Origin of the sequence: Amycolatopsis sp. CA-128772 (assembly GCF_002904295.1) — a bacterium.
Classification (GTDB): Bacteria; Actinomycetota; Actinomycetes; order Mycobacteriales; family Pseudonocardiaceae; genus Amycolatopsis.
Genome location: NZ_PPHG01000017.1, coordinates 34,553 through 59,486 on the forward strand (window position 1 = coordinate 34,553; position 24,934 = coordinate 59,486).

General features: G+C 75.3%; 4 protein-coding genes. 3 read left to right on the plus strand and 1 reads right to left on the minus strand.

From position 1 onward, the window contains the following. Nucleotides 1-62: 62 nt before the first annotated feature. Nucleotides 63-854, minus strand: a complete 792-nt coding sequence (locus tag C2L59_RS06865) for a hypothetical protein (RefSeq protein WP_103348671.1) — start codon at nt 852-854, stop codon at nt 63-65. Nucleotides 855-1,054: 200 nt separating this feature from the next. Here C2L59_RS06865 and C2L59_RS06870 point away from each other — a divergent pair, with 200 nt between their 5' ends. Genes C2L59_RS06870 through C2L59_RS48635 form a run of 3 tightly spaced genes read left to right on the plus strand, consistent with a single transcriptional unit; the run spans nt 1,055 to nt 24,923 of the window. Next, nucleotides 1,055-2,545, plus strand: a complete 1,491-nt coding sequence (locus C2L59_RS06870; RefSeq protein ID WP_233223312.1) for an FAD-binding oxidoreductase — start codon at nt 1,055-1,057, stop codon at nt 2,543-2,545. Nucleotides 2,546-2,569: 24 nt separating this feature from the next. Continuing rightward, nucleotides 2,570-5,326: an acyltransferase domain-containing protein gene (locus C2L59_RS06875; RefSeq protein ID WP_103348673.1), complete on the plus strand. Its 2,757-nt coding sequence runs from the start codon at nt 2,570-2,572 to the stop codon at nt 5,324-5,326. Nucleotides 5,327-5,363: 37 nt separating this feature from the next. Then, nucleotides 5,364-24,923, plus strand: coding sequence for a type I polyketide synthase (locus tag C2L59_RS48635; RefSeq protein ID WP_304485931.1), 19,560 nt, complete (start codon nt 5,364-5,366; stop codon nt 24,921-24,923). Nucleotides 24,924-24,934 lie beyond the last annotated feature (11 nt).

Here is a 24,934-nt window from a genome sequence, read left to right on the forward strand (position 1 = left end):
TCCTGCTTGGTCTTTCCGGAAAGCGGCACTTTCACGTGAAAGTGCCGCTTCGGGCGGGGCGGTCAGGGGAGCAGGCCGCGGACGGCCTGCGCGACCTCCGGCTGGCTGAGCAGGCCGGAGTGGTCGATGTCGAAGCGGATCTCGCGCGCACCGATCTCGAGCGCGCCGGGCAGTTCGGCGGAGCGGATCACGTCGACGCCGTCGAGGTCGCCGGTGACGGTGAGCTGGGAGGCGGCCACCAGGTAGGTCAGGTAGCTGCTGAACCACGCGACCAGCTCGTCGGCGCGGTCGGCGTCCAGCTCGACCCGCTCGAACGCCGTGGTGCCGACCTCGCGGTAGAGGCGCACGAACTCCTTCGTCAGCGTCCCGAGGTCGTCGTGGGTGCGCTGGGCGGCCTCGCCGGCGGCGTGCGCGGCCTGCACCTCGTCCTCGGTGAGCACGGCCGCGAGGGCGTCCACCACGCGGAAGAAGCCGTAGTGCAGCACGGTGAAGCCGGTCGCGGCGGTCGGGTCGAACAGCACCACCCGCGGCTTCGCCTGCCAAATCGCGATGCGCTCGGCGATGGCCAGGGCGAACACGCTGGACGCGCAGTAGCCGAACACCGCCTTGACCTCGGTGCCGCTCGCGCGCAGCTCGGTGGTCCACCGGTCGAGGTAGTCGTCGCCGGTCATCCCGGTCTCGTCGCCGACGGCGGGCGGCAGGCTCTCCCAGATGCCGTACGGCGTCTCGAGGTGCTTCGCGAGCTCGGCGAACCCCGCCTCCGGCCGTCCGGTGACCGTGAAATCAACCGTGATGATTACTTCCTTGTCGTCCGCATTCTCGTCGATCGGGTGCCATGAATAGAGTTCGGCCACGATTGTCCGCCCTTGTTTTTAGCAGAACAAAGATTTCCGCACGGTGAAAGTAGCAGCGGCCGACCAGGCCGGTAACCCCTAACGCGCCCCTAAGCAACGCCAGGTCGAGCCGTGGTTCCGGGGGGTTAGGGGTTGGAGTGCGCGGGATCGCGGCCGTAGTGTTCGACGACGATGAACAAACCGGTGAATGAGGGCGATCGATGGGTGCGGTAACAGTTCTGCCGGACGACGCCCGGTACGCCGATCTCGTGCGCGGGGTGAATCAGCGCTGGGTCGGCAAGCCCGATTACGTCTGCGTGGCGACCTCCACGGAAGAGGTCGTGGCCGCGGTCGGCACCGCCGTCCGCGAGGGCAGGCGGATCGCCGTCCGCAGCGGCGGCCACTGCGTCGAGGCGATGGTCGGCGCACCGGACGTCCAGGTGGTCATCGACCTGTCCGAACTGAACGGAATCGGCTTCGACACCGAACGCGACGCCTTCTTCGTCGAGCCGGGCGCGACCGTGGGCCAGGCCTACCGGACGCTCTACAAGCGCTGGGGCGTCACCATCCCGGCCGGGTCCTGCCCGAGCGTCGGCCTGGGCGGGCACATCGCGGGCGGCGGGTACGGCCCGCTGTCGCGGAAGTTCGGCTACGTCTCCGACCACCTGTACGCGGTCGAGGTCGTCGTGGTGGACGCCGACGGCACCGCGCACGCGGTGGTCGCCACCCGTGACGAGGGTGACGAGAACCACGACCTCTGGTGGGCGCACACCGGCGGGGGCGGCGGCAACTTCGGCGTCGTGACGCGCTACTGGCTGCGGATCCCCGGCGTGACCGGCGGCCCCGAGGCCCTCCTGCCGGCCCCGCCCGCCCGGCTGCTGGTGCAGCAGGACGTCTGGGTCTGGGACACCCTCGACGAAGCCGCGTTCACGCGCCTGCTGCGCAACCACGGCGAGTGGTACGAGCGCCACAGCGACCCCGGTTCCCCGTACGAGGACCTCTACAGCGGCCTGTGGTGCGGGACGCGCGCGTCCCAGTTCGTCGCCATGTCGACCCAAATCGACAGCGCCGCCCCTAACGCGGCCGGCCTGCTCGACGAGCACGTCGCCGCGATCCGCCGTGACCTCGGCGTCGAACCGGCGTTGAGCAGCCGCCAAGAGCTGCCGTGGCTGCACGCGACGTCGTGGGGCGGCATCGCCGACAGCGGCGACCACACGCTGAGCTTCAAGATCAAGGCCGCGGACCTGCGGAAGCGCTGCACCGACGAGCAGGCCGCGAAACTCTACGCGCACCTGCTGCGCGAGGACTACGGCAACCACCGCGCCGGCGTGATGTTCGTCGGCTGCGGCGGGCGGATGAACGCGCTTTCGCCGACGGACACCGCGATCGCGCAGCGCGACTCGATCCTCAAGCTCGTCTACTCCACGCACTGGGACGCCTCCGAGCAGCCCGAGCCGCACCTGGCGTGGCTGCGCGAGTTCTACGCCGACGTCTACGCCGGGACCGGCGGCGTGCCGGTGCCGGACGAGCGCACCAACGGCTCCTACGTCAACAACCCGGACTTCGACGTCCGGGACGAGCGGTGGAACTCCTCCGGGCTGGCCTGGCACGAGCTCTACCACCAGCACAACTACCCCCGGCTGCAGCGGGTCAAGGCGCGGTGGGACCCGGGTGACGTGTTCCGGAACCCGTTCTCCGTGCGCCTGCCCTGAGCGCCCGACCCCGGAGGTACTCCCGTGGCCACCCCGACCCTGACGACCGAGCCCGAGCACACCGGCCGGGGTCACGACGTCGTGCCCCTGATCGTCTCCGCCGACAGCAAGGCGGGCCTGCGGTCGAAGGCGCACCGGCTCGCGCGGTACCTCGCCGACCACCCGGACACGCCGTTCGGGTCGTTCGCGCGCTCGGTCGCCGCCGAGGACACCGGCCGCGCGCACCGGGCCGTGCTGCTGGCCGGCGACCGCGCCGACGGCCTGCGCGGGCTGGAGACCCTCGCCGCCGGGCAGACCCCGCCGGACGTCGTGCGCGGCAGCGCCCGGCGCGCCGAGCGGGTCGTGTTCGTCTTCCCCGGGCAGGGTTCGCAGTGGCGGGGGATGGCCCTGGACCTGCTCGGCTGGTCACCGGTGTTCGCCGCGGAACTCGCCCGCTGCGACACCGCGCTCGCGCGGTTCGCCGACTGGTCCGTTGTGGACGTCCTTCGTGGACACCCCGGCGCGCCGACCCTGGAGGACGGCGCCGACGTCGTGCAGCCGGTGCTGTTCGCGGTGATGGTGGCGCTGGCCGCGCTGTGGCGCGCGCACGGCGTCGAGCCCGCCGCCGTCGTCGGTCACAGCCTCGGCGAAGTCGCGGCCGCCTGCGTGACCGGTGCCCTGTCCCGCGAGGACGGCATGCGCGTGGCCGCGTTGTGGAGCCGCGCGCAGGCGACGCTGTCCGGGCGGGGCGACATGATTTCGGTGCCGCTGCCGGTGGCCGAGGTGCGGTCGCGGCTGACCGGCCGCGACGGGCTGGACATCGGCGCGGTCAACGCGCCGTCGTGGGTGATCGTCTCCGGGGATTCCCCGGCGGTGGCGGAACTCCTGGCCGACCTGACCGCCGGCGGCGTGCGGGCGCGGCGCATCCCGGTCGGGCTGGCCGCGCACTCGCGGCACATCGAAGACATCCGCGAGCGGCTGCTGGCCGACCTCGCGCCGCTGACGCCGGTGTCCACTGTGGTCCCGTTCCATTCGACGGTGACCGAAGGGCTGCTGGACACGGCCGCACTCGACGCCCGCTACTGGTTCCGCAACCTGCGCAACCCGGTCCGCTTCGACGAGGCCACCCGCGGCCTGGTCGAGCAGGGCCACGGCGTCTTCGCCGAAATCAGCCCGCACCCGGTGCTCACGGTCGCGGTGCAGGACACGATCGACGCCCTCGACGGCCGGGCCGTGGTGCTCGGCAGCATCCGCCGCCGCGAGGACGGTCCCCGCTCGTTCCTCGGCTCGCTCGCCGCGGCCTACGTCTCGGGCGCCAGTGTGGACTGGACCGCGGCCTTCCCCGGGGTGGCCGAACCGGTGTCCCTGCCGGAGTCCGGCGCGGACGCCACGGTCGCCGCCGCCGGGCTGCTGGCCGCCGGGCACCCCCTGCTGGGCGCGGCCGTCGAGCTCGCCGAGGACGGCGGCTGGCTGTTCACCGGCCGCCTCTCGGCCGCGCAGCACCCGTGGCTGGCCGGGCACACCGTGCTCGGCCGGACCGTGCTGCCCTCCGCCGTGCTCGTCGAGCTCATCGGGCACGCGGCCGGCGAACTGGGCTGCGCCCGGATCGAGGAGCTCACCCAGCACCTGCCGGTCGTCTTCGCCGAGGACGCGCTGTGCCTGCAGGTGCGGATCGGCCCGGTCGACGACGCCGGGGCACGCCGGATCGGCGTGTTCGCCCGGCCGGACTCCGTCGGCGCCGCCCAGGGCGGGCCGTGGACCCGGCACGCGACCGGGACCATGGCGGAGACCGCGGGTTCGGCGGCCGGGCCGGAGCCCCTGGAGTGGCCGCCGCCGGGTGCCGCCGTCGAGGACACCGGGACCGCCCGGGACCGCCTGCGGGCGCACGGCATCGAGCTGGGTCCCGAGTTCGGCGGCCTGACCGGCGCCTGGTCGCTCGACGGCGAGCTGTTCGCCGAGGTGGTGCTGCCGGCGTCGGCCGGCAGCGGCGCGGGGTACGGCCTCCACCCGGCGTTGCTGGACGCCGCCCTGCAGGCGGTCGCGCTGTTCCCCGCCGCGGCGGAGTCCGGCGGCTGGCTCGCGTCCTCGTGGAGCGGCTTGGCCCTGCACACCCCCGGCGCCCCGGCGTTGCGGGTCCGGCTGCGCGCCACCGGCCCGGAGTCGGTGTCGGTTTCGGCCACCGACCTCGTCGGCCGGCCGGTGTTCTCCGCCGAGCACGTCGTGCTGGGCGCGCTGCCCGCGGCGTACGTCCGGGCGCCGCACGCCGAGCCGGAGACCCGTCCCGGCCCCGGCGGCGGCTGGGCCGCGCGGCTGGGCGAACTGCCCGCGCCCGCCCGCGCCGAACTGGTCCTGGACCTGGTCCGCGAGCACACCGCCGAGGTGCTCGGCCGGGACACCGCGGCCGGGATCGGCGGCGACGACGCGTTCACCGACCTGGGCTTCGAGTCGCTGACCGCGGTGGAACTGCGCAACCGGCTCACCGAGGCGACCGGGCTCAAGCTGCGCACCACCCTGGCCTTCGACTACCCGACCCCGGCCGCGCTGGCCGGGCACCTGCTGGCGGCGCTGGCCCCGGCGGAGTCCGGCGTGCTGGCCGACCTCGACCGGCTGGAGGCGGCGCTGTTCGGCGAGCCGGGTGGGTCGCCGCTGCACGGCCGGGTCAAGGTCCGGCTGCGCGACCTGCTGTTCCGGCTGGACGGCGCGGTGGACGTCCGTGACCCCGAGGCCGGGGACGCCCCGCTCGACGCCGCGTCGGACGACGAAATCTTCGCACTGCTCGATCGGGAGCTCGACCTGTCCTGAGACACCTCAGGCGGACAACGCACGGAGTTGACGGCACATGGCGAACGAGGACAAGCTCCGCGACTACCTGAAGCTGGCCACCGCGGACCTGCGCCAGGCCAAGCAGCGGTTGCGGGACTTCGAGGCGCGGGAGACCGAGCCGATCGCGATCGTCGGCATGGGCTGCCGCTTCCCGGGCGGGATCGAGACGCCGGAAGCGTTGTGGCGCCTGGTGTCCGAGGGCGGCGACGTCGTCGGGGACCTGCCCGCCAACCGGGGCTGGGCGTCCCGGTACGACCCGGACCCGGCGCGGCCCGGCACGTTCTCCATGCGCGGCGGCGCGTTCCTGCACGACGCCGACCGGTTCGACGCCGGCTTCTTCGGCATCTCGCCGCGGGAGGCCTTGGCGATGGACCCCCAGCAGCGGCTGCTGCTGGAGACGTCGTGGGAGGCGCTGGAACGCGGCGGCATCGACCCGCGGACGCTGCGGTCGAGCCGCACCGGCGTGTTCGTCGGGGCCATGCAGCAGAACTACGCGCCGAGCTCGCACAAGGTGCCCGAGTCGGTCGAAGGGCACCTGCTCACCGGCACGATCACCAGCGTCGCCTCCGGCCGGATCGCCTACGTCCTCGGCCTGGAAGGCCCCGCGGTCACCGTCGACACGGCGTGCTCGTCGTCGCTGGTCGCGCTGCACTGGGCGGTGCAGGCGCTGCGCCGCGACGAGTGTTCCCTGGCCCTGGCCGGCGGTGTCACGGTGATGGCGACGCCGGGCATCCTGATCGAGCTCAGCCGGCAGCGGGCGCTGTCGCCGGACGGCCGGTGCAAGCCGTTCTCCGCGGACGCCGACGGCTTCGGCGCCGCCGAGGGCGCCGGGATGCTGGTGTTGGAACGCCTTTCCGACGCCCAGCGCCACGGGCACCCGGTGCTCGCGGTCGTCCGCGGCTCGGCGGTCAACTCCGACGGCGCGTCCAACGGGCTCAGCGCGCCGAACGGGCCGTCGCAGGAGCGGGTCATCCTCGACGCGCTGGCCAACGCTCGGGTCGCGGCGAGCCAGGTCGACCTGATGGAGGCGCACGGCACCGGCACGCCGCTCGGCGACCCGATCGAAGCGCAGGCGCTGCTGGAGACGTACGGCCGCGGCCGGTCGCCCGAACAGCCGCTGTGGCTGGGCTCGGTGAAGTCCAACATCGGGCACACGCAGGCCGCGGCGGGCGTCGCCGGGGTGCTGAAAGCCGTGCTGGCGCTGCAGCACGCGACGCTGCCCGCGTCGAAGCACGCCGGGCGTCCGACGTCCGAAGTGGACTGGTCGGCGGGCACCCTGCGGTTGCTCGACGCCGGAGCCGAGTGGCCCGAGCGTGACCACCCGCGGCGGGCGGCCGTCTCGTCGTTCGGCATCAGCGGGACCAACGCGCACGCCATCCTCGAAGCCGCGCCGCCGGTGGAACCCGTGCCGGCGGCGCCGGTGCCCGCGGTCACGCCGTGGGTCGTTTCCGGCCGCACTGCCGAAGCTCTGCGTGCCCAGGCGGCTTTGCTGTCCGAAGTGGAGGGTGCGGGCCTGCCCGAGGTCGGCTACTCGCTCGCCGTGACGCGGGCGCGGTTCGAGCACCGGGCCGTCGTGGTCGGCAGCGACCGGGCCGAGCTGCTCCGCGGGCTCACCGCCGTCGCCGCGGGCGTCCCGGACGACTCGGTGGTGACCGGGGTGGCCGGGAAGCCGGGCAAGGTGGCGCTGGTGTTCCCCGGCCAGGGTTCGCAGTGGGCCGGGATGGCCCTCGAACTGGCGGAGTCGTCGCCGGTCTTCGCGGCGCGGCTCGACGAATGCGCGGCGGCGCTGGAGTCCTTCGTGGACTGGTCGCTGCGGGACGTCCTGGCCGATGCCGGCGCCCAGGCACGGGTCGATGTGGTCCAGCCGGCGTTGTGGGCCGTGATGGTGTCGCTGGCCGGGCTGTGGCGCTCGTACGGCGTCGTGCCGGACGCCGTCCTGGGGCACTCGCAGGGCGAGATCGCCGCCGCCGTCGTCGCCGGCGCGCTGTCTCTCGAGGACGGTGCTCGCGTGGTGGCGTTGCGCAGCAGGGCGATCGTGGCGCTGGCCGGACGCGGCGGGATGGTCTCGGTGGCCGCGCCCCGCGCGGACGTCGAGACCCGGCTGACCGGCGGGCTGTCGATCGCGGCGGTGAACGGCCCGGCCGCGGTGGTGGTCTCCGGCGAGCCGGGAGCCCTCGCCGAGCTGGTGCGGTCGTGCGAGGCCGACGGCATCCGGGCCAAGCGGATCCCGGTGGACTACGCGTCGCACTCCGCGCAGGTGGAGGAGATCCGCGACGAACTCCTGGACGTGCTCGCCCCGATCACGCCGCGGACGGCGGAGATCGCCTTCTTCTCCACGGTGACCGGCGACTGGGCCGGCGGCGCCGAGCTGGCCGCCGGCTACTGGTACACGAACCTCCGCGGGACCGTGCTGTTCGACGACGCCGTGCGGGCCCTGACTCAACGCGGCTTCGGCACATTCGTCGAAGCTTCGCCGCACCCCGTGCTGACCATGGCCATCGGCGAGACGGCGACCGCGTTGGGCACCCTGCGCCGCGGCGACGGCGGCCTCGCCCGGTTCCAGCGCGCCCTCGGCGAGGCGCACTGCGCCGGCGTCGAGGTCGACTGGACCCCGGCGTTCCCCGGGGCGAGCCGCGTCGACCTGCCCACCTACCCGTTCCAGCGGGAAAGCTTCTGGCTGCGCACCGAGGACAGCCACGGCGAAGCCGCGCCCGCCGACGCGCGGTTCTGGGACGTCGTCGACCGGGCCGACCCGGCGGACCTCGCGGGCACCCTCGGCGTCTCGGTCGACACGCCGCTGGAGGAAGTCCTCCCGGCGCTGGCCCGGTGGCGCCGCCGCCGGAGCATCGAGTCCACTGTGGACTCGTGGCGGTACGGGATCACCTGGAAGCCCGCGGAACTGCCCGCCGCCACGCCGTCCGGGCGCTGGCTGGTCGTGCGCGGCGAAGCCGGCGCCGGCCAGGACGTCGTCGACTTCCTGGCCCGCACCGCCGACGTCGTCACCCTCACGCTGACCAGCACCGATCGGGCCGCGCTGGCCGAGCGGCTGACCGGGCCGTTCGACGGCGTGCTGTCCCTGCTCGCCGCCGGCGAACGCCCGCACCCGGACTTCCCCGGGAGCCCGGCCGGGCTGGTCCTGACCCTCGTCCTGGCCCAGGCGCTGGGCGACGCCGGCGTCACCGCGCCGCTGTGGGTGCTGACCCGCGGCGCGGTCCGCACCGGACCCGCGGACGAGCTGCCGGGCCTCGAGCAGTCGCCGCTCTGGGGTCTCGGCCGCGTCCTCGCCCTGGAACACGCCGGCCGCTGGGGCGGCCTCGTCGACCTCACGCCGCAACCCGGCGCCGCGGAACTCGGCCACCTGGGCCGGATCCTCGCCGCCCGCGGCGACGAGGACCAGATCGCCGTCCGGCCGGGCGGCCTCCGCGTCCGGCGCCTGCGGCCCGCCGGGCGGGGTGACCGGCCGCGGACCTGGCGGCCCGCGGGCACGATCCTCGTCACCGGCGGCACCGGCGCGCTCGGCACCCACGTCGCCCGCTGGCTCGCCGCCGAAGGCGCCCCGCACCTGGTCCTGACCGGCCGCCGCGGCCCGGACGCCCCGGGCGCCGCCGAACTGGCCGCCGAACTCGAAGCGCTCGGCACCCGCGTCACCCTCGCCCGCTGCGACGTCGCCGACCGCGCCGCCCTCGCCGCGCTGCTGGCCGACCTCGGCGAGCCGGTCCGCTCGGTGTTCCACGCCGCGGGCACGGTCGAGCTGCGGCCGGTGAGCGAGACGATCCTGCCCGGCTTCGCCGAGGTCGTCCGAGCGAAGGTCGCCGGCGCCCGCCACCTCGACGAACTGCTCGGCGACGACCTCGACGCCTTCGTGCTGTTCTCCTCGATCGCCGGGGTCTGGGGCAGCGGCGACCACGCGGCCTACTCCGCCGCCAACACCTTCCTCGACACCCTGGCCGAGCGGCGCCGGGCCCGCGGCGCGGCCGCGACGTCGATCGCCTGGGGTGTTTGGGCGCCGACGGCGATCGACGGCCGGGGCGGGATGTCCGAGGGCGTCGACGCCGGGCAGCTGGCCCGCCGCGGGCTGCCGCTGATGGACCCGGCCACCGCGATCGCCGGCCTGCACGAAACCCTCGGCCACGACGACGCGTTCGTGGTGCTCGCCGACGTCGACTGGGCCCGGTTCCTGCCGGTGTTCACCGCCGGCCGCGCCCGGCCGCTGTTCGACGACCTGCCGCAGGTCCGCCGGCTGCCGGAAGTCACCGGGCCGGAGCCGGCGCCCTTGGCCGCCCAGCTAGCCGGGTTGTCCGGTGCCGACGCCGACCGGCTGCTGCTGGACCTGGTCCGGGCCCGGGCCGCCGCGGTGCTCGGGCACGCCGGCGGCACCGCCGTCGACCCGGACCGGCCGTTCACCGACCTCGGCTTCGACTCGCTGACCGCCCTGGACGTGCGCAACCGGATCGCGGAGGCGACCGGCGTGCGGCTGCCCGCGACCCTCGTCTTCGACCACCCGACCCCGCGGCGGCTGGCCGCGCACCTGCGTGACGCCGTGCTCGGCACCCGCACCGGGCCGGCCGCGGTGACCCGGGTGGCGAACGCCGACGAGCCGATCGCGATCATCGGCATGAGCTGCCGGTACCCCGGCGGCGTGCGGTCCGCCGACGACCTGTGGACCCTCGTCACCGAAGGCCGCGACGCCATTTCCGGGTTCCCCGCCGACCGCGGCTGGGACCTCGCGAAGCTGTTCGGCGGCGAGGCCGACGAGCAGGGCACGTCGACCGTCCGCGAGGGCGGCTTCCTGCACGACGTCGCCGACTTCGACGCCGGGTTCTTCGGCATCTCACCGCGGGAAGCGCTGGCGATGGACCCGCAGCAGCGGCTCCTGCTGGAGGTCTCGTGGGAGGCGATCGAGCACGCCGGGATCGATCCGGCCACCCTGCGCGGCGAACCCGCGGGCGTCTTCGTCGGCGCCAACTACCAGGACTACCACGCCCGGATGCGCGAAATCCCGGACGGCCTCGAAGGCCACCTGCTCACCGGCAGCGTGTCGAGCGTGCTGTCCGGCCGGGTCGCCTACACCCTCGGGCTGGAAGGACCCGCCATCACCGTCGACGCCGCCTGCTCCTCGTCGCTGGTGGCGTTGCACCTGGCCGCGCAGGCCCTGCGCCGCGGCGAGTGCTCGGTGGCGCTCGCGGGCGGGGTCGCGGTGATGGTGACGCCGTCGTCGTTCACCGCCTTCAGCCGCCAGCGCGGCCTGGCCGCCGACGGGCGCTGCAAGGCGTTCGGGGCGGAAGCCGACGGCATGGGCATGGCCGAGGGTGCCGGCCTGCTGCTGGTCGAGCGGCTGTCCGACGCCCGGCGGCTCGGGCACCCGGTGCTCGCCGTGCTCCGCGGCAGCGCGCTGAACTCCGACGGCGCGTCCAACGGGCTCAGCGCACCCAGCGGCCCGGCCCAGCAACGGGTGATCCGCGCGGCCCTCGCCGACGCCGGTCTGTCCACTTCGGACGTCGATCTGGTCGAAGCGCACGGCACCGGTACCGCGCTGGGCGACCCGATCGAGGCGCAGGCGTTGCTGGCCACCTACGGCCAGGACCGCGACGAGCCGTTGTGGCTCGGTTCGCTCAAGTCGAACATCGGCCACACCCAGGCCGCGGCCGGGGTCGCCGGGGTGATCAAGACCGTGCAGGCGCTGCGGCACGGGCTGATGCCGCGGACGCTGCACGCGGGGACGCCTTCGTCCCATGTGGACTGGGACAGCGGTGCGGTGCGGCTGCTCGACGAGCCGCGCGCGTGGGAGCGGCCGCGGCCGCGCCGGGCGGCCGTCTCGTCGTTCGGCATCTCCGGCACGAACGCCCACGTCGTCCTCGAACAGGGCGATACCGCCGAGGCCGGGCTCACTCCCGAGCCGCCGGTCGTGCCGTGGGTGTTGTCCGCGAAGACGCCCGAGGCGTTGCGGGCCCAGGCCGCCGCGCTGCAGGAGCGTGCCGCCGAGGACAGCCGCGCCGACATCGCCTTCTCGCTGGCGACGTCCCGCACCGCCTTCCCGCACCGCGCGGTCGTCACCGGCTCGGACCGCAGTGCGCTGCTGGCCGGGCTGTCCGCGCTGGTCCAGGAGCTCCCGGCGGCGAACGTGGTCACCGGTGCGGTGGTTCCGGGCCGGACCGCCCTGGTGTTCCCGGGGCAGGGTTCGCAGTGGGCGGGCATGGCGCTCGACCTGGCGGAGTCGTCGCCGGTGTTCGCGGCGCGGCTCGACGAGTGCGCGGCGGCGCTCTCGTCCTTTGCGGACTGGCCGTTGCGGGCGGTGCTGGCCGACGCGGAAGCGTTGAGCCGGGTCGACGTGGTGCAGCCCGCGCTGTTCGCGGTGATGGTTTCGCTGGCCGCGTTGTGGCGCTCCTTCGGCGTGGTGCCGGAAGCGGTGGTGGGGCACTCGCAGGGCGAGATCGCGGCCGCCGTGGTTTCGGGGGCCCTGTCCCTCGAGGACGGCGCCCGTGTCGTCGCGTTGCGCAGCCGGGCCATCCTGGCGCTGGCCGGCGGCGGGGGCATGGTCTCCGTCGCGGCACCGCTGGAGACGGTCGAGGCGCGGCTGACCGGCGGGCTGTCGATCGCCGCGGTGAACGGCCCGGCCGCCGTCGTCGTCTCCGGCACGCCCGGGGCGCTGGACGCCCTGCTCGCCGCCTGCGAGGCGGACGGCGTGCGCGCCAAGCGGATTCCCGTCGACTACGCGTCCCACTCGGCGCAGGTCGAGCAGCTGCGCGCCGAACTCGTGGACGTGCTGGCCCCGATCCGGCCGCGCACCGGCGACATCCCGTTCTTCTCCACCGTCACGGGCACCTGGCTCGACGGCGCCGAGCTGGACGCGCGGTACTGGTACACCAACCTCCGCGAGACCGTGCGGCTCGACATCGCGGTCAGCACGCTCGCCGCGGAAGGCTTCGGGACGTTCGTCGAGTCGTCACCGCACCCGGTGCTGACCATGGCGATCGGTGAGACCGACGGCGTCGAGGCGCTCGGTTCGCTGCGCCGCGAAGACGGCGGGTACGAGCGGTTCCTCCGGTCGCTCGGCGAAGCGCACGTCCGCGGGGTCGCGGTCGACTGGACACCCGCGTTCCCCGGCGCCCACCGCGTCGAGCTGCCCACCTACGCCTTCCAGCGCCGGCGCTACTGGCTCGACGCGGGCACCGCGGCCGCGGACCCGGTGGACGCCGCGTTCTGGGCCGCCGTCGACGGTCTCGACCTCGACGCCGTCGCGGGCACCCTCGACGTCGACCCCGCCAGCACCCTGGCCGAGGTGCTGCCCGCGCTGACCCGCTGGCGCGACCGGGCGCGCACCGCGTCCGATGTGGACTCCTGGCGCTACCGGATCGAGTGGAAGCCCGTGGCCACGCCGGCCACACCGGAGCTGTCCGGTCGCTGGCTGGTCGTCGTTCCGGCGGGGTACGACGACGCAGGTGTCCCGGCCGCCCTCGCCGGCCACGGCGCCGAGCCGGTCGTGACGTCCGGATTCACCGGCGCCGACGGGTACGCCGGGGTCGTCTCGCTGCTCGCGCTGGACGAAACCGCCGGAGCCACCGCGAACCTCGCGCTGGCCCAGGCCATGGCCGGCCGCGCAACGCCGTTGTGGCTGGTGACGCGCGGCGGAGTCACCGGCGACGACATCCGGCCCGCGCAGGCGATGACGTGGGGCCTGGGCCGGGTGATCGGCCTGGAACTGCCCGGGATCTGGGGTGGGCTCATCGACCTGCCCGCCGAGCCGGACCGGGCGACGGCGGCCCTGCTCGCCGCCGCACTGTCCGGAGTGGACGAGGAGGACCAGCTCGCCATCCGGCCGTCCGGCCTGCTCGCACGCCGGCTCGTCCGCGCACCGTTCACCCCACCGGCGCGGCGGTGGAAGCCGCGCGGCATGGTCCTGATCACCGGCGGCACCGGCGCTCTGGGCGGGCACGTCGCCCGCCGCCTGGCCGCCGACGGCGCCGGGCACCTGGTGCTGACCAGCCGCCGCGGCCCGGCCGCCCCGGGTGCGGCCGAACTCGAAGCCGAGCTGGCCGGGCTCGGGGCGCGGGTGACGATCGCCGCGTGCGACGTCGCCGACCGCGCCGCGCTCGCCGCGCTGCTGGCCGGCTTGGACGAGCCGGTGCGCGCGGTCGTGCACGCGGCCGGGCTGCCGCAGGCGACGCCGGTGCTGGAGACCACGCCGGCCGAATTCGCCGACGTCACCGGCGGCAAGGTCGACGGCGCCCGCCACCTCGACGAACTGCTCGGCGACGACCTCGACGCCTTCGTGCTCTTCTCGTCGAACGCCGGGGTCTGGGGCAGCGGCGGGCAAGGCGCGTACGGCGCGGGCAACGCCTACCTCGACGCCCTCGCCGAGCAGCGCCGGGCCCGCGGGGCCGCCGCGACCTCGGTCGCCTGGGGCTTCTGGGGCGGCGGCGGCATGGCCGGCGACGTCGACCTGGAAGAGCAGCTGCGCCGCCGCGGCCTGCGCGAGATGGCACCGGAAGCCGCGGTGGAGGCGCTCTGCCAGGCCCTGGACGCGCGCGAAGTGTTCCTGGCCGTCGCCGACGTCGACTGGGCCCGGTTCGCCCCCGGCTTCACGCTGTCCCGGCGGCGGCCGCTGATCGAGGACCTCCCCGAGGTCCGGGCGCTGCTGGCCGAGGAGCCGGCGGTGGCGCGCCCGGCGCTGGCCCGCCGGGTCGCGGAGCTGGGGGAGGCCGAGGCCCGCCGGTTGCTGCTGGACCTCGTGCGCGGGCAGGCCGCGGCGGTGCTCGGGCACGACTCGGCGACGGCGGTCCCCGCCGGGCGCGCGTTCCGGGAGCTCGGCTTCGACTCGCTGACCGCGGTCGAGGTGCGCAACCGGATCAACGCGGCGACCGGGCTGACCCTGCCCGCCACCCTGGTGTTCGACCACCCGAACCCGGGCGCGCTCGCCGCGGAACTGCACCGGCTGCTGCTCGGCCGCGCCGAGACCACGCAGGTCACCGCGGTCGCGGCGGTCGACGAGCCGATCGCGATCGTGGCGATGGGCTGCCGGTTCCCCGGCGGCGTGCGCTCCCCGGAGGACCTCTGGCGGCTGGTCGACGGCGGCGTCGACGCGCTGACGGAGTTCCCCGCCGACCGCGGCTGGGACCTGGCCTCGTTCGGCGACACCGACCTCGCCGGGATCGGCGGGTTCGTGGCCGGCGCGGCCGAGTTCGACGCGGGGTTCTTCGGCATCTCGCCGCGCGAAGCCCTCGCCATGGACCCGCAGCAGCGGGTGCTGCTGGAGACGTCGTGGGAGGTGTTCGAGCGCGCCGGGCTCGACCCGGCCACCCTGCGCGGCAGCCGGACCGGCGTCTTCGTCGGGGCCAGCACCTCCGGCTACGGCGCCGGGCTCGAGCCCGGTTCGGAGGGGTACCTGCTCACCGGCGAGGCACCCAGCGTGATGTCCGGGCGGCTGTCCTACACCTTCGGGCTGGAGGGCCCGGCGGTCACGGTGGACACCGCGTGCTCGTCGGCCTTGGTCGCGATGCACCTGGCCGCGCAGTCGCTGCGGCAGGGCGAATGCTCGCTGGCGCTGGCCGGCGGCGTGGCGATCATGGCCAAGCCGATGGCCTTCCTGGAGTTCGCCCGCCAGCGCGGCCTGGCCGCGGACGGCCGGGTCAAGGCGTTCGCCGACGCGGCCGACGGCACCGGCTGGGGTGAAGGCGTCGGCCTGGTGCTGCTGGAGCGGCTGTCGGACGCCCGGCGCAACGGCCACGCGATCCTCGCCGTGGTCCGCGGGTCGGCGGTGAACTCCGACGGCGCGTCGAACGGCTTGAGCGCGCCGAACGGGCCGTCCCAGCAGCGGGTGATCCGGGCCGCGCTGGCGAACGCCGGTCTGTCCACTTCGGACGTCGACGCGATCGAGGCGCACGGCACCGGAACGCGGCTCGGCGACCCGATCGAGGCGCAGGCGCTGCTGGCCACCTACGGCCAGGACCGCGACGAGCCGCTGTGGCTGGGGTCGGTCAAGTCCAACCTGGGCCACACCCAGGCTGCGGCCGGGATGGCCGGGGTGATCAAGACGGTCGAGGCCCTGCGGCACGGCGTTCTCCCGCGCACCCTGCACGTCGACGCGCCTTCGTCCCGGGTGGACTGGTCGGCCGGGTCGGTCGAGCTGCTCACCGAAGCCCGCGACTGGCCCGAATCCGGCCGGCCGCGCCGGGCCGCGGTGTCGGCGTTCGGCGTCAGCGGCACGAACGTCCACACGATCCTGGAGCAGGCGCCCGGCGTTCCAGCGGTCGCGGAACCCGCGCCGACGGAGGCGCTGCTGCCGTGGGTGCTCTCCGCCCACGACCCGGAGGCCCTCGCCGCGGTGACCGCGCAGGTCCGCTCGCTGGCCGCGAACCCGGTCGACATCGGGTTTTCGCTGGCCACGACCCGCGCCCGGCTCGGCCGCCGCGCGGTGCTGCTGGGCGAGGACGTCGTCACCGGCACCGCCGACCCGGACGCCCTGCTGGCCGTGCTGTTCACCGGCCAGGGCGCCCAGCGGGCCGGCATGGGTCAGGAGCTCTACGAACGGTTCCCGGTCTACGCCTCGGCGTTCGACGCCGTGCTCGCGCACTTCGGCCCGGAGCTGCGCGAGGCCTTCGCCGACCCCGGGCTGCTCGACCGGACCGAGTTCACCCAGCCCGCGTTGTTCGCGGTCGAGGTCGCGTTGTTCCGGCTGGTTTCCTCGTGGGGGGTCCGGCCGGACTTCGTGGCCGGGCACTCGATCGGCGAAATCTCGGCCGCCCACGTCGCCGGGGTGCTCTCGCTGGATGACGCCTGCCGCCTGGTCGCCGCGCGGGCGTCGCTGATGCAGGCGCTGCCCGCCGGCGGGGCGATGGTGTCGATCGCCGCCTCCGAGGCCGACGTCCTGTCCGCTGTGGACGGGTGCGACGGCGTGTCCGTCGCGGCGGTCAACGGCCCGGCCTCGGTGGTGATCTCCGGGGTTTCGGCCGTGGTGCTGGACATCGCCGCCGGCTTCGCCGCGGACGGCGTCAAGACCAAGCGGCTCGCCGTGAGCCACGCGTTCCACTCGCCGCTGATGGACCCGATGCTGGCCGCGTTCCGCGCGGTCGCGGAATCCCTGACTTACCACCCCGCCGAGATACCGGTGCTTTCGAATGTGAGCGGTGCTCTCGCCGAGCCGTTCACGGCGGGTTACTGGGTCCGGCACGTCCGGGAGGCGGTCCGGTTCGCCGACGGGGTCGCGACGTTGCAAGCCGCGGGCGTCGGGGTCTTCCTCGAACTGGGCCCCGACGGTGTCCTCAGCGCGCTGGTCGACGGCACCGCGGTCCCGGCGCTGCGCCGCGACCGCTCCGAAGAGAGAGCGCTGCTCTCGGCGGTGAGCACGGTTCACGTCCACGGCATCGACGTCGACTGGGCCGCGTTCTTCCCCGGCGGCCGCCGCATCGACCTGCCGACGTACCCGTTCCAGCGCGAGCGGTACTGGCCCCGCCCCGGCGTGGCCCGCGGCGACCTCGGCGCGGCCGGCGTGGGCGCGCTGGAGCACCCCTTCCTCGGCGCGGCGGTCGAGCTGGCCGGCGACGAAGGCACGGTCCTCAGTGGACGGCTGTCGCTGGAGACGCACCCGTGGCTGGCCGGGCACGCGCTGTCGGGCACGGTCCTGCTGCCGGGCACGGCGTTGCTCGAACTGGCCGTCCAGGCGGGCGACCAGGTCGGCTGCGACGTCGTCGACGAGCTCACCTTCGCGGCGCCGCTGGTGCTGCCCGCCCGCGGCGCGGTCGCGGTCCAGGTCTCGGCCGGTCCACCGGCCGCGGACGGCCGCCGTCCGATCACAGTGTCCTCCCGGCCCGCGGGCTCCGGCGCGGACTGGACCCGCCACGCCACCGGCACCCTCGGCCAAGCGGCACTTTCACGTGAAAGTGCCGCCGAGTGGCCGCCGCCCGGCGCCGCGCCCGTCGACACCGGCGCGCTCTACTCGCGGCTCGCCGCCATGGGCTTCGGCTACGGCGACGCGTTCGGCGGCCTTACCCGCGTCTGGCGGGCCGGCGCCGAGGTCTACGCCGAAGTGGCGCTGCCCGAGCCGTTCGACGCCACCGGTTTCGCCCTGCACCCGGCCCTGCTCGACGCCGCCCTGCACCCGCTGGGCCTCGGCATCGTCACGCCGGACGACGGCGCCGCCCGCGTCCCCTTCTCCTTCACGAGCGTCGCGGTGCACGCCACCGGCGCGACGACGCTGCGGGTCCGGCTGTCGCCGGCGGGGGAGAACGCCGTCGCCCTCACCGCCTGGGACGCCACCGGCGCCGCCGTGGTGACCGTCGGCTCGCTGCTGCTGCGCCCGGTCGCCCCCGCGGCGGCCGCCGTCCCCGACACGCTGTTCGAGCAGGTCTGGACCGAGGTCGCCGCGGATCCCACGGCACCGCGCGAGGAGCTCACTTTCGCGGCGGTGACCGGGAACGACGTAGCCGAAACCACCGGCCGGGTCCTTGGCAAGCTGCAGACCTGGCTCGCCGAAGAGCGACCCGGCCGGCTCGTCGTCGTCACCCGCGGTGCGGTCGATGGCGACCTCGCGGCGGCGGCCGTGGGCGGCCTGGTGCGGTCCGCGCAGTCGGAGCACCCGGGCCGGTTCCTCCTGGCCGACGTCGACGACGACCCGCGCTCCCGAGCGCTGTTGTCCATTGTGGACACTTTCGGTGAACCGCAGCTGGCCCTGCGTGAAGGCACCGCTTCGGCGCCACGGCTGGTCCGCGCGACCGGGATGCCGCTCACCCCCGCCGGCGCCGCCTGGCAGCTCGTCACCACCGGCACCGGCACCACGGACGGCCTGGCCGTGGCCGAAACGACCGAGACCCCGCTCGGCGCGGGTGACGTCCGGATCGAGGTGCGCGCGGCCGGGCTGAACTTCCGGGACGTGCTCATCTCCCTCGGCATGTACCCCGACCCGGAGGCCCGCCTCGGCTCCGAAGCGGCGGGCGTGGTCGTCGAGGTCGGCTCGGACGTCCGTGATCTCGCCGTCGGGGACCGCGTGTTCGGCCTGGTCGACGACGCTTTCGGCCCGCGAGCCGGCACCGACGCCCGGCGGCTGGCCCGGATCCCGGCCGGGTGGACGTTCGCCGAGGCGGCGACCGTCCCGGTCGCCTTCGTCACCGCCTACTACGGCCTGTTCGACCTCGGCGGCCTGCGCGCCGGGCAGTCCGTGCTGATCCACTCGGCCGCCGGCGGCGTCGGCATGGCCGCGGTGCAGCTGGCCCGCTGGACGGGCGCCGAGGTGTTCGCGACCGCGAGCGAGGGAAAACACGCCGTGCTGCGCGAGCTCGGCCTCGACGACGCGCATCTGGCGAGTTCCCGGACCCTGGCGTTCCGGGACAGGTTCGGCCCGGTCGACGTCGTCCTGAACTCCCTGACCGGCCCGTTCGTCGACGCTTCCCGTGAGCTGCTCGCCCCCGGCGGCCAGTTCGTCGAGCTGGGCAAGACCGACGTCCGCGAGGGCCCGGGCTACCACACGTTCGACCTCGGCGACCCCGGCCCGGACCGGATCGCCGCCATTTTCGCCGACCTGCTGACCGCCTTCGGCCGCGGCGAGCTGACGCCGTTGCCGCTGCGTGCCTGGGAACTCGGCCGCGCGGCCGACGCCTTCCGGTTCGTCAGCCAGGCCAAGCACGTCGGCAAGAACGTGCTGACGCTGCCGCGGCCGGAACCGGCGGGCACCGTGCTCGTCACCGGCGGCACCGGCACGCTCGGCGCCGCTGTGGCCCGGCACCTCGCCCGTCGCCCGGGTGTCGAGCGGCTGGTGCTGGTGAGCCGGCGGGGCCCGGACGCCCCCGGCGCCGCGGGGCTGTGCGAAGAACTGACCGCGCTCGGCGCCGAGGCGATCGTGGTCGCCGGCGACGTGGCCGAGCCCGGTTTCGTGGCGGACGTGCTGCGGGAGATCCCCGCCGGGCAGCCGCTGATCGGGGTGGTGCACGCCGCCGGGATCCTCGACGACGGCGTGCTCGAAGCGCAGACACCGGCCCGGGTGGCCGCGGTGCTTCGCGCCAAAGTGGACGGCGCGTCGGCGCTCGACAGGCTTACCCGGGACCACGACCTGGCCTGGTTCGTCCTGTTCTCCTCGGTCGCCGGGATCGTCGGCGCGGCCGGCCAAAGCGGGTACGCGGCGGCGAACAGTGCCCTGGACGCCCTCGCCGCGCGACGGCGGTCACCCGGTCTGCCCGCGGTTTCCCTTGCGTGGGGCCAATGGGCGCTCGGCAGCGCGATGACCGGCCGGCTCGGCGACCGCGACCGCGGCCGCATCGAGCGCTCGGGTATCCGGCCACTGTCCACCGAGGACGCCTTGGCCGCGATGGACGCCGCCATCGGGCTCGGCCGGCCGGTCGCCGTGCCGATGCGCCTCGACCTCGCCGCCCTGCGCGCGGCCGACGACCTCGCTCCGCTCTGGCGCGGGCTGGTGCGCACGCCGGTCCGCCGCGCCGCCGCGGCCGCCGTCGCCGAAGAGGGCGCGGCCGGCCTGACCCCCGACCAGCTCCTGGAGCTGGTCCGCAAGCACGTCGCGGCGGTGCTGGGACACGCGGACCCCGGCGCCGTCGACCCCGCGAAGGCGTTCAAGGACTCCGGCTTCGACTCGCTGACGTCGGTGGAGCTGCGCAACCGGCTCGCCACCGCGACCGGCCGCCCCCTGCCCGCGACCCTCGTCTTCGACTACCCGAACCCCCTGGCCTTGGCCGGGTTCCTGGCGGACTCCCGGCCGGCCGCCGCCCCGGTCGTTCCCGCGGCCCGCGTCGCCGACGACCCGATCGCCATCGTCGCGATGAGCTGCCGCTACCCGGGCGACGTCGATTCCGCCGACGCCCTGTGGCGGCTGGTCGCCGAAGGGCGCGACGCGATCGGCGGGTTCCCGGCCGACCGCGGCTGGCCGGTCGGCGAGCTCTACCACCCGGACCCGGCCCACCCGGGCACGTTCTACGCCACCGGAGGCGGCTTCCTGCCCGGTGCCGCGCAGTTCGACGCGGAGTTCTTCGGGATCTCGCCGCGCGAAGCCCTCGCGATGGACCCGCAACAGCGGCTGCTCCTGGAAGTGTCGTGGGAGGCGTTCGAGCGGGCGGGCATCGACCCGGGCACGTTGCGCGGCAGTAACACCGGCGTGTTCGTCGGCGCCGCCCACTCCGGCTACGCCGCGGGCGCGCCGGCCGGCGTCGAGGGGCACCTGCTCACCGGCAACGCGGGCAGCGTGCTGTCCGGCCGGGTCGCCTACCACCTGGGCCTGGAAGGTTCCGCGGTCACGGTGGACACGGCGTGCTCGTCGTCGCTGGTCGCGCTGCACCTGGCGGGCCAAGCCCTCCGCCACGGCGAATGCGACCTGGCGCTGGCCGGCGGCGTCGCGATCCTCGGCACACCGGACATCTTCGTCGAGTTCAGCCGCCAGCGCGGGCTGTCGGCGGACGGCCGCTGCAAGGCCTTCGCGGACGCGGCGGACGGCACCGGCTGGAGCGAGGGCGCCGGCATGCTGGTCTTGGAAAGGCTTTCCGACGCGCGCCGCAACGGTCACGAGATCCTGGCGCTCCTGCGCGGTTCGGCGGTCAACTCCGACGGCGCGTCGAACGGCTTGACGGCGCCGAACGGCCCTTCGCAGCAGCGGGTCATCCGCGCGGCCCTGGCGAGCGCCGGGCTCCGGCCGTCCGATGTGGACGCCGTCGAGGCGCACGGCACCGGTACGACCCTCGGCGACCCGATCGAGGCGCAGGCGGTGCTGGCGACGTACGGCCAGGACCGTTCGACACCGTTGTGGCTGGGCTCGCTGAAGTCGAACCTCGGCCACACGCAGTCGGCCGCGGGCGTGGCCGGGGTGATCAAGATGGTGCTGGCCATGCGCCAGGGCGTGCTGCCGCGGACGCTGCACGTGGACGCGCCCTCGAGCCGGGTGGACTGGACGACGGGTGCGGTCGAGCTGCTCACGGAGCAGCGGCCGTGGCCGTCGGTGGACCGCCCGCGCCGCGCGGGAGTGTCGGCGTTCGGCATTTCCGGGACGAACGCGCACGCGATCCTGGAGCTTCCGTCGGAGCCGGTTCCGGTGCCGGAACCGGTGCTGACGCCGGAGCCGCCGGTGGTGGCCTGGGCGTTGTCGGCGAAGGGCGAACCGGCGTTGCGCGCGCAGGCACGCAAGCTGGCCACGGCGGTCGGCTCCCCGGCAGCGGTCGCCGGTGAACTGCCGGCCGCGGGGGAATCGGCGTGGCGAGGGCAGGGGGGCGAGCTGGCGGCGGCGGTGGCCTCCCCGGCAGCGGTCGCCGGGGCGCTGCTCACCCGGGCCCGGTTCGAGGACCGGGCGGTCGTCCTCGGTGGCAGCCGCGCCGAGCTGGTTGCCGGGTTGCATGCTCTGGCGGCCGGGGAACCGGCGGCCGGCGTCGTCCGCGGGACGGCGTCGTCCGGCCGGCTCGCCGTGCTGTTCACCGGCCAGGGCGCGCAGCGGGCCGGCATGGGACGCGAGCTGTACGACCGGTACCCGGTCTACGCGGAGGCGTTCGACGAGATCTGCGCCGAGTTCACCGTGCCGGTGCGGGACGTCGTGTTCGGCGACGCGCCCGGCTTGGACGAGACCGGGTTCACCCAGCCCGCGCTGTTCGCCGTCGAGGTCGCGCTGTACCGGCTGTTCGAGTCGTGGGGCGTCCGGCCGTCGTTCGTCGCCGGGCACTCGATCGGCGAACTGGCCGCCGCGCACGTCGCCGGGGTGTTCTCCCTCGAAGACGCGTGCCTGCTCGTCTCGGCGCGGGCTGCGTTGATGCAGGCACTGCCGAAGGGCGGCGCGATGGTGTCGATCGCGGCACCGGAGTCCGAGATCCGGCCACTGCTGGGCGAGGGCGTCTCGATCGCCGCGGTCAACGGCCCGGCGTCGGTCGTCGTCTCCGGCGACGAACCCGAAGTCCTGGCCGTCGCCGCGGAGTTCGCGGGCCGGGGCGCCCGGACCAAGCGGCTCAGCGTCAGCCACGCCTTCCACTCACCGCACCTCGACCCGATGCTCGACGAGTTCCGCGCGGCCGCCGACAAGGTCACCTACCACCCAGCCGGAATACCGGTGCTCTCGAATGTGAGCGGTGCTCTCGCCGAGCCGTTCACGGCGGACTACTGGGTCCGCCACGTGCGGGAAGCGGTCCGCTTCGCCGACGGTGTCGCGACCCTGGAAGCCGCCGGTGCCGGCGTCTTCCTGGAGCTGGGCCCGGACGGCGTCCTCAGCTCGATGGTCCGCGACAGCGTGCCGGACGCGGTGGTGGTCCCGTCCCTGCGGCGCGACCGCCCCGACGGCGAGGCGGCGCTGACGGCGCTGTCGACCCTGTTCGCGCACGGCGCCCCGGCCGACCTGGCCGCGGTTTTCGCCCCCGCCGGGCGCGTGGACCTGCCGACGTACGCCTTCCAGCACGAGCACTACTGGCTCGAACCGACGGCCCCGGCGTCGGACACGGCGTTCTGGTCGGCGATCGAACGCGAGGACGTCGCCGAGCTGGCCGGCACCCTGTCGATCGACGACGACCAGCGCGCCTCCCTGACCGCGTTGCTCCCGGCCCTGTCGTCCTGGCGGCGGCACCACGCCGACGAGTCCGTCGTGGACGGATGGCGGTACCGGGTGGTCTGGGAGCCGTCCCGCGAAACCCCGGCGGCGCCGTCGGGTCGCTGGCTGCTGGCCGTCCCGGCCGCGCAAGCGCGCTTGGGCGACGAGGTGACCGCGGCCCTCACCGCACACGGCGTCGCGTTCACCCGCCTCGACGACCCGGCCGGCGACGACCTCGCCGAGGCAGCCCGGGCCGCGGACGCAGTCCTGTCCCTGCTCGCGCTCAGTCCCGCCACGGACTCGGTCGTCCCCGCCGGCGTGGCGGCGACGCTGGCCCTGCTCCGGGCGGCGCCGGGAGTTCCCGTGTGGACGGTGACGCGAGGCGCGGTGTCCCTCGGCCACGCCGACCCGGCACCGGACCCGGTCCAGGCCCAGGTCTGGGGCCTCGGCCGCAGCGCGGCCCTCGACCGCCCCGAGGGCTGGGGCGGCCTGATCGACCTGCCCGCCGAGTGGGGCGGCGGTGCCGGAGCTGCCGGTCGGGGTGAAGCCTCGGCCGCTTCCCCGATCGGGGCCCCGGGCGGCGAAGTCCCCGGCCGCCTCGGCGACCCGCTCGTCCAGGCCATGGCCGATCCGGGCGGCGAAGTCCCCGGCCGCCTGCTCGTCCCGGCCTTGGCCGATCCGGCCGCCGAAGCTCCTGGCAGCCTCGGCGACCTGCTCGTCCAGGCCCTGGCCGGCCCGGCCGAGGACCAGGTCGCCGTCCGTGCCGGCGGCCGGTTCGCCCGGCGGCTCGTCCCCGTCACCGCCACCCCCGCCGGGCGCCCCTGGCGGCCGCGCGGCACCGTGCTCGTCACCGGTGGTACCGGCGCGCTCGGTGCCCACGTCGCCCGCTGGCTCGCCACCGCGGGCGCCGAGCGGATCGTCCTCACCAGCCGCCGCGGCGCTGCGGCCCCCGGTGCCGAAGCCCTGGCCGCCGAGCTGACCGCCCTGGGCGCCCCCGCGACGATCGTCGCCTGCGACGTCGCCGACCGGGCCGCGCTCGCCGCCGTGCTGGCCGACATCCGCGACGACCTGACCGCTGTCGTCCACGCGGCCGGAACCGGGGGAGCGACCCCCGTCGACGACCCCGACCTGGCTCCCTTCGCCGAAATCCTGGCCGCGAAGGTCATCGGCGCCGAAAACCTCGACTCCCTCCTCGGCGATCGGGAACTGGACGCCTTCGTGCTGTTCTCGTCCATCGCCGGCGTCTGGGGCAGCGGCGGCCAAGCCGCCTACGGCGCCGCCAATGCCCACCTCGACGCGCTCGCCCAGCGCCGCCGGGCCGCCGGGAGAACCGCGACCGCGCTCGCCTGGGGTCCGTGGGCCGGCGGCGGCATGGCCGCCGACCACGACGCCGAGGACTACCTCCGCCGCCGCGGCCTGACACCGCTGCAACCCGCTCTCGCCGTCCGCGCGCTCGCCGGTGCGGTCGGGCGGGACGAGACCACGCTGACCCTCGCCGACGTCGACTGGACGCGGTTCGTGCCCGCCTTCACCTCCGCCCGTCCGAGCGCCCTGCTGCTGGGCGTGCCGGACGCCCGGCGCGTCGTGGAGACGGAAGTTCCGCCCGGCGACGATCCGCGGCTGGCCGAGCTGTCCGAAGTGGACGCCGAACGGACGCTGCTGGCCCTGGTCCGCACCGAAGCGGCCGTCGCGCTGGGACACCGCGGGGCCGACGCCGTCGCCGCCACCAAGCCGTTCACCGAACTCGGCTTCGACTCCCTGACCTCGGTGGAGTTCCGTAACCGCCTCGCCGCGGCGGCCGGCGTGGCCCTGCCCGCGACGGTCGTCTTCGACCACCCCACCCCGGCCGCCCTCGCCCGCCACCTCCTCGGCGTCCTGCGGCCCGGCGCCGCGGCCGACCCCGAAGAGGCCCGGATCCGGGCGGCGCTGGCCACCGTGCCGCTGGCCCGGTTCCGCGACGCCGGGCTGATGACGGCGCTGCTGGAGCTGGCCGGGCTGGACGCGGCCGCCGGCAACGACGGCGACGTCGACGACCTGGACGCCGAAGCGCTGGTGCGGCTGGCGCTCGACGGTACCGATTCCCGATGACCCACTCCTGG

Excerpts from the sequence above, each read along its gene's own strand:
- C2L59_RS48635 (WP_304485931.1), top strand. The coding sequence starts at position 5,364 with ATGGCGAACGAGGACAAGCTCCGCGACTACCTGAAGCTGGCCACCGCG.
- C2L59_RS06870 (WP_233223312.1), top strand. The coding sequence starts at position 1,055 with ATGGGTGCGGTAACAGTTCTGCCGGACGACGCCCGGTACGCCGATCTC.